This window comes from Chryseobacterium sp. CS2K3 (assembly GCF_059515185.1).
This window is the reverse complement of record NZ_JCAKRW010000006.1, coordinates 308303-320375: the sequence shown is the minus strand read 5'-3', so window position 1 is coordinate 320375 and position 12073 is coordinate 308303. Positions and strand designations below refer to the sequence as shown.

8 protein-coding genes are annotated in these 12073 nt (G+C 34.1%); 4 read left to right on the top strand and 4 right to left on the bottom strand.

Features of this window, described 5'->3' with window-relative positions:
* Positions 1-34: 34 nt before the first annotated feature.
* Both AC5YGG_RS13010 and AC5YGG_RS13005 read right to left on the bottom strand, forming a co-directional pair.
* Positions 35-1384, bottom strand: coding sequence for a SusD/RagB family nutrient-binding outer membrane lipoprotein (locus AC5YGG_RS13010; RefSeq protein WP_496144897.1), 1350 nt, complete (start codon positions 1382-1384; stop codon positions 35-37).
* Positions 1385-1471: 87 nt separating this feature from the next.
* Positions 1472-4510, bottom strand: coding sequence for a SusC/RagA family TonB-linked outer membrane protein (locus AC5YGG_RS13005; protein WP_496144896.1), 3039 nt, complete (start codon positions 4508-4510; stop codon positions 1472-1474).
* 587 nt (positions 4511-5097) lie between these two features.
* Here AC5YGG_RS13005 and rnhB point away from each other — a divergent pair.
* Positions 5098-5682, top strand: a complete 585-nt coding sequence (rnhB, locus tag AC5YGG_RS13000; RefSeq protein ID WP_496144895.1) for a ribonuclease HII — start codon at positions 5098-5100, stop codon at positions 5680-5682.
* A gap of 78 nt (positions 5683-5760) precedes the next feature.
* On the opposite strand, the gene yidC is transcribed toward rnhB, so the two are convergent.
* Both yidC and pyrG read right to left on the bottom strand, forming a co-directional pair.
* Positions 5761-7560 (bottom strand): membrane protein insertase YidC, encoded by a 1800-nt coding sequence (gene yidC, locus AC5YGG_RS12995; protein ID WP_496144894.1) that lies wholly within the window; start codon positions 7558-7560, stop codon positions 5761-5763.
* A 244-nt stretch (positions 7561-7804) separates the two neighbouring features.
* Positions 7805-9415, bottom strand: a complete 1611-nt coding sequence (gene pyrG, locus AC5YGG_RS12990) for a CTP synthase (protein WP_496144893.1) — start codon at positions 9413-9415, stop codon at positions 7805-7807.
* Positions 9416-9568: 153 nt separating this feature from the next.
* Here pyrG and AC5YGG_RS12985 point away from each other — a divergent pair, with 153 nt between their 5' ends.
* From AC5YGG_RS12985 to AC5YGG_RS12975, 3 genes are read left to right on the top strand one after another with little or no spacing between them, the layout of a single operon-like run.
* On the top strand, positions 9569-10171 hold the full coding sequence (locus AC5YGG_RS12985) for a CDP-alcohol phosphatidyltransferase family protein (RefSeq protein ID WP_496144892.1): 603 nt from the start codon (positions 9569-9571) through the stop codon (positions 10169-10171).
* Positions 10161-10964, top strand: coding sequence for a phosphatidate cytidylyltransferase (locus AC5YGG_RS12980; RefSeq protein WP_496144891.1), 804 nt, complete (start codon positions 10161-10163; stop codon positions 10962-10964). Before AC5YGG_RS12985 ends, AC5YGG_RS12980 begins: the two co-directional genes overlap by 11 nt.
* Positions 10965-10968: 4 nt before the next feature.
* The gene (locus AC5YGG_RS12975; protein WP_496144890.1) at positions 10969-12036 is read left to right on the top strand and encodes a patatin-like phospholipase family protein; all 1068 of its coding nucleotides are present in this window, start codon (positions 10969-10971) and stop codon (positions 12034-12036) included.
* The last annotated feature ends 37 nt before the right edge of the window (positions 12037-12073 follow it).

Sequence of the window (12073 nt, the reverse complement as noted above, 5' to 3'; positions counted from 1 at the left end):
AGGCGGTATAATATGAATGTTGTTAAATGCGTGTTTAAAATTTGTCCCAGAACAATTTTGTCTGTTGTTGGTCTCCACCGATAGCAGTTGCTGCTTGATTGTAGTTGCTGCTATTTAAGTTAGATTCAGTTACTGGATAAGTAAATCTCTTAGGAACTGGTCTACCTGTTTCAGCCGGTAATCTTAGTCCTGGAGCATCATACTTCCTGTACACTGACCAAGCTTCAAACCCTCTGTTGTACATAGCAATCCAGAACTGTTTACCAATTTTCTCTCTCCATGTACCTGGCGCTGAAGCATAGTTAACATCAGCTCTCGCAAGATAAGTAGTGATATCGTCTTGAGCAACTCCCCAATACTCCATACTTGCCTTAACTGCTTGTGTATAGTAAGCAGCAGCTGAAGCTCCTACATTATACCCTCTTTCTTTTGCTTCTGCAAGTAAGAAAGAAATCTCAGAATAATCCATCAAATCTCCTTGTAGGTCACGTTTATAGAAAATTTTCCCTAAATGAGTAAAATCTGAATATTCATTAAGAGAACCATATACACCTCCAATGTATGGCATTTTATTATTATCAAAGTATACACTTCTTCTAGGATCATTTAAGTCATTAAGATAATCAACAAATGTATCCGATGGCACGAAATCCAATCTTCCACTTAGAACAAGGTCTGCATACAAAGGGTTAGCATTAGCCGTATTATTTTGATATTTAAGAACGAAGTTATCTTCATTAGAAGCTATTAATCCGTCATTATAAGCAGCCTCAGCTTCTGCCTTAGATAATGCAGGGTCAAAATCAGCTATTCTCATGGCTAATTTAAATCTAAGAGAAGCTGCTAATTTTTTCCATTTTTCCATTTTCCCTCCATAAATAAAATCAGTTTCTAATCCTTCTGAGGTATCATCAATATCATTATAAGCATGAGCTACTTGAACTAAAAGATCTTTATATATGGTAAAGGCGTCATCATAAACAGGTGTTGTATTATCAACTCCTTCTAGGGCTCTTGAATAAGGAATATTTCCAAATACATCTACCATTTGCTGCCAAGCATATACTTGCGCAATGGTAATAAAAGCTATTTGGTTTTTCTTTTCTCCATCCTTAAGGGTAGTATCAACTATAACAGACTCTTTAGCCTTCTTTAAACTATATAGAACAGGTCCATACATTTCGTTCCAATGCGCCTCAGGTAATGCTCTATTTCGTATATCATAATTTGTTTCAGATACATATTGAGTTTCGGTCCAGTGTTGTGCTACTAATCTGAAAATATTACTATTAACACTAGTACTTCCCATCTGGTCAAACAAACTCTTTACTCCATTCGTAAATAAAAAACTTCCTGGTACTTCAGTTGGGTTTTTAGGATCCACGTTCAGATCATCAAAACTATCTGAACAAGACGCTAGAGATAGGGCTACAAGGGATCCAATTATTATTTTTTTCATAACTTTTTCTTTTTAAAATTCAACTTTTACGCTTGCTCCTATTTCTCTGTAAGTTGGGTGAGCTCCATTTTGGAAACCAATTGCATTACCAGCACTCATCATTGACTCTGGATCTGAATATGGTAGATTTTTATGAATGATCCATAAGTTTCTTCCTATTACAGAAAAAGTTAAGCTTTCAATAAATGTATTTCCTAACATTTCCTTAGGTAATTTATAAGAAAGGGTAACGTTTCTCAATTTCACAAAAGATCCATCATAAACATGCATTGCTTCAGGCGCTCTGTTATATCCATACGGGTTATTAACATTAGTAAAACTTGTTCTGATATCATTTGGTGTTCCATCTGCTTTTACTCCCGGAAGAATAACCCCACCACCATTTGCAAGGCTATTTCTGATAGGATTTCCTAAATCATTTAGACCTGCAGTTTCTTCATACAGTCCACTCAATAATCCGAATGCCATATCCTGCGAATATACATCTCCACCTTTTTTCATATCGATCAGGAAGCTAAGGCTGAAATTCTTATATCGAAGTGTATTCATAATACTTCCTCTCCATTTTGGAACAGCATCACCAATTACTTCCTGAGGGTTATCACTGATCAGATATGCACCATCATCTCCAACAACTCTCTCACCGTTTAGGTAAACAAAATTAGTACCTCTGATTGTACCTGTAGATTCTCCTAATTTTGCGCCTGATGTTACATTCCACATCTTAGCAAGCGGCAAGAAGTCGTTATCTCCGTTGATATGTGTTACTATAGATTTATTCTTTGACCAGTTTGCAGTAACTTCCCAGGTAAAGTCGGTAGTTTTAATAGGAACCACAGTTAATCTTGCTTCAATACCTTTATTCTCTATATTTCCTGCATTTACCCACATTTTGGTGAAACCTGAACCTCCTGAAATATCTGTAGGAGTAATTAGGTCTTCAGTTTTCTGCTTGTAAAGGGAAACATCAAAACTTAAACGGTTTCTGAAGAAGCCCATTTCTAAACCAGCTTCAAGCTCCTTTAATCTTTCAGGACCTAATTCAGGGTTCTTTGATATTGTAGAAGCACCTGCATTAAATGCGCCATCAAATCCTGGATTAAATATGTAAGTGTTTCTTAAGTTATAAGGATCCGTATCATTACCTACTTCCGCATAGTTCAATCTAACTTTACCAAAGTTAATCTTGTCTTTACTCTTTAATAGCTCTGAGAACACAAAGCTACCAGATAATGAATAATATCCATATGAACGTTTGTTACTAGGAAGTGTTGAAGATCTGTCACGTCTGTATGATCCATCTACAAATAACATATTTTTATATCCTAAACTTGCCTGTGCAAATAGTCCTAGATTACTTTTGGTATTGTCGAAGTCTAGTAAATTCTTTTCTGTTAATGGTTCAGCTGAATTTGTAATAGAATATAATCCAGCCACTTTCAATCCGGCATTAGTAACAACCGACATTCCATATCTCTTATTTCTTCTTAAGTTGAAACCAATGTTTCCATTAAGGTTGAAATCACCTCCAAGATCTTTGTTTATATTGAAAATACCATCATAATTCATTTCATATACCTTCTGCATCATCACATAGTATTCACCTTTACCACCATTACTTAAACGTCCTTGATCAGATGAACCTTTAGCCACTCTTTCTTCTCTTAAATCATCAAAAGTGTCAAAAGTATATCTTCCCATAAAGTTTAACCAATCTGTAAACTTATAGTTTAATCCTACATTTCCAAAATAACGATTTCTGTCATCAGTTTCATAGTTTTGGTTTCTATTGAAGAAATAGTTATCAGTATATCCTACAGTCTGTTCTTCCCAGTCCTGAAGGTTCCATGTCATATTTTTTCCGGTAAGTTCATAAGCTTGTCTCTGCTTATCCATATCCACACTCATGTTCCACCAACCTCTGAATCCCTGCATTGGGTTTCTAGATTCATATCCTGTGTATACTCTTCCTTTTCCACGGGTATTGATATAGGAAATATTAGTAAATACATTTAATTTATCTGTAAAATTGTAATCTGCAGAAAAGTCTAACGTATTCTTCTTAATTTCACTGTTTATCAAAGCTCCTTGTTGATAAAAATTAGTATATCCTACTCGATATTTTCCTTTCTCATTTCCAGCTGAAAAAGCAATGGAGTTTTGATATGTTGTAGAAGTATTCCAAATCATATTAGGATCTTTACCTGCTACCCATGGTGTAGGTTTTAAATAACCTGGTAAGCCTGGATATTGAGAATCCCAGTTATACACTAATAAATTTGGGTCGAATCTTGATCCAAATGAACTGTCATTATAAGTACTTACAATATTATTGTCTGCAATACCATCACCATTAATATCTGGGGTCCCATCTGGATTCACTTTATAGAAAGAGTTTCCATTCGTTCCACCACCATATTCATGTTGATATTTAGGAAGCGTTGATTTATCCACTGTTCCGATAGTAACAGAACTGTTAAATTCTACACCTATTTTTCTAGATTTCTTTCCTTTTTTAGTAGTTATCATCACTACTCCATTCATACCTCTTGATCCATAAAGAGCAGAAGCTGCAGCTCCCTTTAGAACGTTTACACTTTCAATATCATTTGGATTGATATCAGCCATACCATTGGCATAATCATATCCTCCTCCTCCAGATCCCATATTTGCCTGGTTAAAAGTGTCGTTATTGATTGGTGTACCGTCTACTACAATAAGTGCCTGGTTACTTGATGTAAGTGATTTTATACCTCTGATAACTACATTGGCAGAACCGCCCATAGTTCCTGACTGTGTAATGTTCAAACCTGCTACCTGCCCAGCTAATGCATCTGAAACATTGGCAACCGGAACATTAGAGACCTGATCTCCCTTTACCTCCGTTGTGGAATAACCAAGAGATCTCTTCTCTCTTTTAATACCGAGTGCAGTCACTACTACCCCCTCAATTTCTTTTGTTTTGATTGTATCTTTCTTTTGTTGAGCGTTTGCAACAGCCAAAGAAGAAGTCAATACTAAAACAAGAAGACCTGTTGTTAGTTTCTTCATATCAAATTAATTTTGTATCCGTACAAATTTGTAAAACTTTATTAAAAACACAAAGAAAAATGTAAAAAAAATATCGATTGTTCAATAATCAAGAAAATTAACCACAAATAATTTATTAAAATAAGTTAAAATAATTTTCTTTAACAAAGATTAAAAAAAAATTAATCACTTTTTTTCTGAATATTTAAATAAAATATTTAATTACCATAATTAACACTTCATTTTCTTCAAAAAAAGCATAAACAACTGTATTACAAACATATAAATATCACCATAAAGAGAAAAAAATAACATACCACATCTATATACAATGTTTGGCATAGTTTTTTATTTTCACGAAAAAGAGAATATTTAGCTCCAAACATCCTAGCTAAAGGCATAAATACAATTAAAAAATAAAAATTATAAAAATTAATCAACTTTATAAAAAAACAGTTACAGCGTTATCAATAAAACACTTTTATATATAGAATTTACACATTGTTAAAAACTGTAATTTTTAATCTGACGATTCTCACATTTAAAAACCATCAAAGCTATCTCTAATCAATTTCTTTTTATAATTTTACATGCTCATTATTATTATCATGGAATTATTACAAAAGTGGACGGATACATACATCGAAGCAGGATGTGATGAAGTTGGAAGAGGATGTTTAAGCGGACCGGTTGTAGCTGCTGCAGTTATTTTAGATGATAGTTTTGAACAGAATCTTGTTAACGATTCAAAAAAGTTGACATTTAAAACAAGAATGGATCTGGATAGTTATATTAAAGATAATGTAAAAACTTACGCCATTGCCGAGCTTCCCCCTTCATTTATTGATGAACATAATATTCTGAACGCAAGCATTCATGCTATGCATCGTGCATTAGATCAGCTTACAATTATACCGGAATTAATTCTTGTAGACGGTAATAAATTCCATCCCTATAATTATATTCCTCATCAATGTATCATTAAAGGAGATTCAAAATTATTATCCATTGCAGCAGCATCTATTCTTGCCAAAAACTATAGAGACAGATTAATGATTGATCTTCATGCAGAACACCCTGAATATGGTTGGGATACAAATTTTGGATATGCTACAAAAAAACATCAGGAGGCACTGATCAAATATGGTCCTACAAAACATCACAGACAATCATTCCGTTTAAAATATGATTAACTAAAGCCGCTAAGCTATAGCTATAAACAAAAAAAGAGAAGCAAATTGCTTCTCTTTTTTATTTTATTTATGACAAGATTATTTTTTCTTATTTCTCTGTTGTTCCTGAGATTGCTGTTGCTGTTGAGCCTGCTCCATCATCTCTCTCATTCTTTTCTGGAATTTACCTTCTGTTTTCGGTTTTTCCTTATTAGCCTGAATCTGGGCATGGATTTTCTTTTCATCCAAAATAACATACTTAATAACAAGAATAATTAAGATGTTGATCGCATTGGATACAAAATAATACCAAGAAAGACCAGATGCAGAAGTATTCAGGAAGAATAGGAATGTAATCGGGAAGATATACATTAATACTTTCATATTTGGCATTCCTTCCTGTTGTGGCTGCTGCATGTTACCTGAAGTCATGATGGTATAAATTAAAATAACAATGGTACATGCAATTGCAAAAATACTTAAGTGGTCTCCTAAGAAAGGAACTTTAAATGGTAATTTAATCAAATCATCATAAGCTGTTAAGTCTTTTGCAAACCAGAAGCCTTGTCCTCTTAAATCAATAAAGTTCGGGAAGAAACGGAACAATGCATAAAAGATTGGAATCTGAACCAATGCAGGTAAACATCCCGCCATCTGATTTACTCCAGCTTTTCTATAAACTTCCATCGTAGCTTGCTGTTTCTTCATCGGGTCTGCGTCCTTAAACTTAGCATTAACCTCATCAATTTCCGGACGGATTACTTTCATCATTGCACTCAATTTGTGCTGCTTATACATAATTGGTGATAAGATAAGCTTCACTATAATCGTCATAACAAAAATTACCCAACCTGCAGATAATCCCCACGCAGCAATAATTCCATATAACCACATAAAGAAATAACGGTTCATAGCTCCAATGAATGACCAACCTAATGGAAGAATTTCATCAAAGTTTTTATCATAAGATTTCAATAAAGGAAGATCCAATGGCATAAAATACCATGTAAAATCCTGGTTCAATTCACTTCCGGTCATCTGAACGAAACCTTCATAGTTGAATTTCTTAAGATATTCTCCTTCTTCTACATTATCCTGATTTCCTTTACTCTGAGTGAAACCGTTCTTCGCTTCGATTACAGAAGAGAAAAACTGTTGTTTTACCCCAATCCAGTTAAGAGTTTCTTTCTCCTCCTCCATTGTTGTTCTTCCGTCATAATCATAATCTTTATAATTATTGAAGGCATAAGAGAATTCTGAGTGAGACTGCTCCTGAGCTCTACCTTTTTCAAGGTTTCTTACATTATAATCCCAGATAAAATCAGCTTTATTATCAGAAGTAATACTTGCCAATCCTTGAGTTCTTACTTTAAAATCAAGAGTATATTTTGGAAGTAATGTATAGATAAACTGGATAACAGCACCATTGTAGTTAGCTGTCATCGTTACAGCATTTCCGTTAACTGTTGGTGAGAAAACTAAGTTTTTAGTATTGATAACTTTTCCTGTTTTATCTTTAAACTGAAAACCGTAGTTTGAATTATTTTTGTTGATCAGGTAAAGCGGAAGATCGGCTTTGTCTGTTTTGTGGTTATATGCTTTATATTCTGAAAGCTGAACTTTAGAAACCTGTCCTCCTAAGCTTGAGAATTCAACATTCAATTCTTTGTTTGACAGATTAGCTGTCTGAATTGCATTCGGAGTTACATCTGGATTGATATTACTTGCCTGAGTTTGTTTTACGGCATTTTTCACCTGTTCCGTTTTCTGCTGCTGAGCTTTTAACTCCTCCTCCTTCATCTGCTTGTTCTGGAAATAGAACATCACACCGAAGAGAATCAGGCATAAAACCGCGAAACTAATCATTTGCTTCTTATCGATTCCGTTGTTTTGTTGCATTTTATTTTTATATTAAAATTTTAAATTTAAAATGTACGTACTGGTGTACGTAATTTGAGCTGACAAAAATACTGTTTTTTTATCAAAACTCTATGCTTTACCATGTTACTATATAACAAACTCAAGCTGAGAATAATCAGCCTGAGTTTATTGATAGACGTTTATAGTAAAAAATTACCTTATTTATTTGTCATTAGAAAGAATGATAGTGTCATCATCCTATTCTTCCCAACGTTAAGATATCTTACTTAGAGGTTTCACAAGCTTTAATAAAAGCTCTGAATAAAGGATGCGGTGTTGCTACCGTACTCTTATATTCCGGGTGATATTGTACTCCAACATAGAATGGGTGCCCTGGTAATTCAAGTGCTTCCACCAAACCTGTTTCCGGGTTTGTACCTGTAGCATGGAAACCATTCTTTTCAAATTCCTGAAGATAATCACTGTTGAATTCATAACGGTGACGGTGTCTTTCAGAAATATTTTTGTTTCCGTAGATTTCAGATAATCTGGAACCGTTTTTCAAAGAACACTTCCATGCTCCAAGACGCATCGTTCCACCTTTATCGATAACATTTTTCTGTTCTTCCATTAATGAAATTACAGGATCCGGAGTTGCTGTATCAAATTCTACTGAGTTTGCTTTTGTATGTCCTAAAACATTTCTTGCAAATTCAATCGTCATGATCTGCATTCCTAAACAGATTCCCAACATCGGAATTTTGTTCTCTCTTGCATATTTTGCAGTAAGAACTTTTCCTTCAATACCTCTGTCTCCAAAACCTGGAGCTACAAGGATACCGTTCACCCCTTTCAGCGTTTCTTTAATATTTTCTTCTGTAATATCTCCACTGTATACCCATCTTACTTTTACTTCAGTTTCAAGGTCAGCACCTGCGTGTTTGAAAGCTTCAGCAATTGAAATATAGGAATCCTGAAGAGAAACATATTTTCCAACTAATGCAATTTCAACTGTCTTCTTAGGATTCTGGAATTTTTTAAGGAAATTCTTCCAGTCTTTAAGATCAGCCGTTTTATCACTTTTCAGATCAAGTTCTTTCAATACTACATCATCAAAGTTCTGCTTCTGAAGATACATTGGAACTTCATAAATTGTTTCAAGATCTTTACATTCAATAACGTTATCTAATGGAACGTTACAGAACTGAGCCAGTTTTGCTCTCTGATCTTTTGGAATTTTATGTTCTGTTCTGCAAACCAATACATCAGCCATAATTCCGCTTTCCATTAGCTGGCGAACAGAGTGCTGTGATGGTTTTGTTTTTAATTCTCCACTTGAAGCCAGGTAAGGCAATAATGTCAAATGGATCACCATAGAATTACTTTCTCCCAGTTCCCACTTCAACTGACGTACAGTTTCAATGTATGGTAAGGATTCAATATCCCCTACTGTACCACCGATCTCAGTAATGATGATATCGTAGTTTTGCTTTGAAAGGATTTTAATTCTACGCTTAATTTCGTTAGTAATATGAGGAATTACCTGAACTGTTTTTCCAAGGAAGTCTCCTTTTCTTTCTTTTTCGATTACAGTCTGGTAGATTTTTCCTGTCGTAACGTTGTTGTTTTGCGATGTAGGAGCATCAAGGTAACGCTCGTAGTGACCTAAATCCAGATCCGTCTCCGCACCATCTTCAGTCACATAACACTCTCCGTGTTCATAAGGATTCAAAGTTCCCGGGTCGATATTGATATAAGGATCAAGTTTTTGGATCGTTACGTTAAAACCGCGTGATTTTAGCAATAGTCCCAGAGAAGCAGAAACGATTCCTTTTCCCAAAGATGAAGTAACACCTCCTGTCACAAAGATGTATTTTGTATTCTTTTTACTCATTAGATTAGGTTTGTGCAAAGTTATGGGAAAAAGAAACACAAAGCAATTTTTTACATTTTGAAAATGCAAAAACATGCTTCAAACAATTATAAAACCTGATTAAATTTTTTATCTATATTTGGTATAGACAAATGACAAAAAGCAATAACCACCATGATTTCGGTATATAAACTAAAACCAAAATTCCAACAGCTGCTCACTCCTGTTTTATTATTTTTAAATAAGAATAAAATTACGGCAAACCAGATTACAATCAGCTCTATCCTTTTATCTGTCGTTATCGGAATATTATTTTGGTATGCAGACACTTCAGAATGGTTTTTCCTGAGCCTTCCGATTGGATTACTTTTGAGAATGGCATTGAACGCACTGGACGGGATGATGGCGAGAAAATTTAACCAGACCAGTAAACTGGGGGAAGTATTGAATGAAGTGGGAGACATTGTTTCGGATGTCATTATTTTTTTTCCATTGCTGAAATTTCAACCCGAAAGTTTATACCTGATTGTTGTTTTCATGATCTTAAGTGTTATTAATGAATTTGCAGGACTTATAGGAAAAGTCATTGGGAAAGATCGCCGTTACGATGGTCCAATGGGAAAAAGTGACCGTGCGCTTATTTTAGGATTGTATGGTCTGCTTATGGTATTTGGAATTACAATTACGAATATTTCAAACTATATTTTTGGAATCATTATCCTTATGCTCCTTATCAGTACATATACCCGACTTAAGAAATCTTTGAATGAAGCCTGAAGAAAATAAATTTGCAGATGTTCCTTTAAGAGTAAAAACATGGATCTACATCATTATCGTCTTTGCCCTCGGAATTTCACATCCTCTTGCTATGGCGGTCTTTGTTTCATGGCTGGGATTACAATCTTTTTTTGAGTTTTCAAAAATATTTAAAGTCAATACCAATCCTGTCATTTCATCAGTATTCATAGGGATTGTACAATTTTATTTACTTTATTTTTTAAATATTGACAATTACTTTTTATACTGTATTATTTTAGGAATTGTGATTCTATTGTATCATTTAATCATACAATCATCTTCAAAGCAATTATATGGAATTTTGATCGCTTTATTAATTTGTCTCTTTTCTTTCCCACATTTATTTTGGATAAGAAATAGTATCAACGGACTGAATTCCATTATTTTCATTGTTGTGGTAACAGAATTAAATGATGTCTTCCAATATCTAATGGGAAAATTCTTTGGAAAGCATAAAATTGTTCCTCAGATCAGCCCAAACAAAACATTGGAAGGATGTATCGGCGGAATTTTTCTAACGATCATTCTAAGTAATATTCTGGGAGTTTTTTTACTGAAAACTGATGTGATAACCAATTCTATTATAGGAATCATTTTAGGAGTTTCCGGATTTTTGGGAGATATTTTCATGTCTTATATCAAAAGAAAAACTGAAGTAAAAGATACCGGAAATCTTCTTCCCGGGCACGGTGGTCTTCTCGATAGAATGGATAGTCTTATTTTCAATGCACCCATATTTTTCTGGTTAATCCCATTTCTGCTAAAGCATTAAAATCATGAATGAAAAATTTAAAAGAGCAGTCATATTCTCAGGTGGCGGAACAAGATTAATGATCTACCTCGGAGTTTTTGCAGCTCTTGATGAACTGAATATGAAACCCGATCTCCTCATTGCTTCTTGTGGAGGATCTTTTGCGGCAACGGTTATCAATGCTTTTCCAGATCATATTTCAAGAAAAGAATATCTGAAATCTGAAGAATATTTCCAGTTTGTCTCAAAAACAATATTGACAAAGCAGAAAAAACTTTCTGAAATAGGGCTTTTTTCATTGAAAAAATCTTTTGATAAAAGAAAAGCACCTTTCATTGAAGATGTCTTTAACCGCTATCTTGTTGAAATGCCTCAAAACCTTGCAGAATCTTTTCCATCCATAGAAAATGCTGAGTTTTCAAAAGAAATTCCGACAATTATTATTGGCTCTGAACTTCTATTCTCGCCAAAGGAATCACTACAAAAAAGAAACGAAAAAAAACTATTCAGAAAAATAATTTTCACAGATTCTGAGACCGCACAAAAAATAAATTCAAAGCATATTCTGGTAGATTTCGATAGCTTTAAAGACAGCGCTGTTGAAAAAAACTCAAAGATCATAACTGATTTTTCTCTTCTTGAGAGTACCAGAGCTTCTGTTTCTGATATGTTTTATGTAAAACCCGTAAACCTTCATAACAGACATTTTATGGGCGGAGTTATTGATCTTGTACCGATTGAATTGGCAAAGCAGCTTTCCCAAGAAGTAATTACAGAAAAAAAACAGCCTTATACCCCGATTGAAGAATCACTTATCCGTTCTGTTTTCGGCTTTAGTGCTAATGAAAGACTTTTGGAAACGGATAAAATTATTGCCGATTTTCAGATTGACACCACTTCTATCAAAGATGATCTTAAAGGACATTACCCTGAGAAAAGCATCAATTGGAGAAAGCTTGAAATTGATATTTCACTTCCAACAACATATGAACAGTTTGCAAAGGATATGGAAATGCAGTGGCAATATGGTTTTGATCAGACAGTAAAATGTATCAAAGGTTTTTCCACCCACAATAGGAACGTAGGCTTATAGTATGTCAAAATACTCTTATTTTTACCTTAATTGAAAA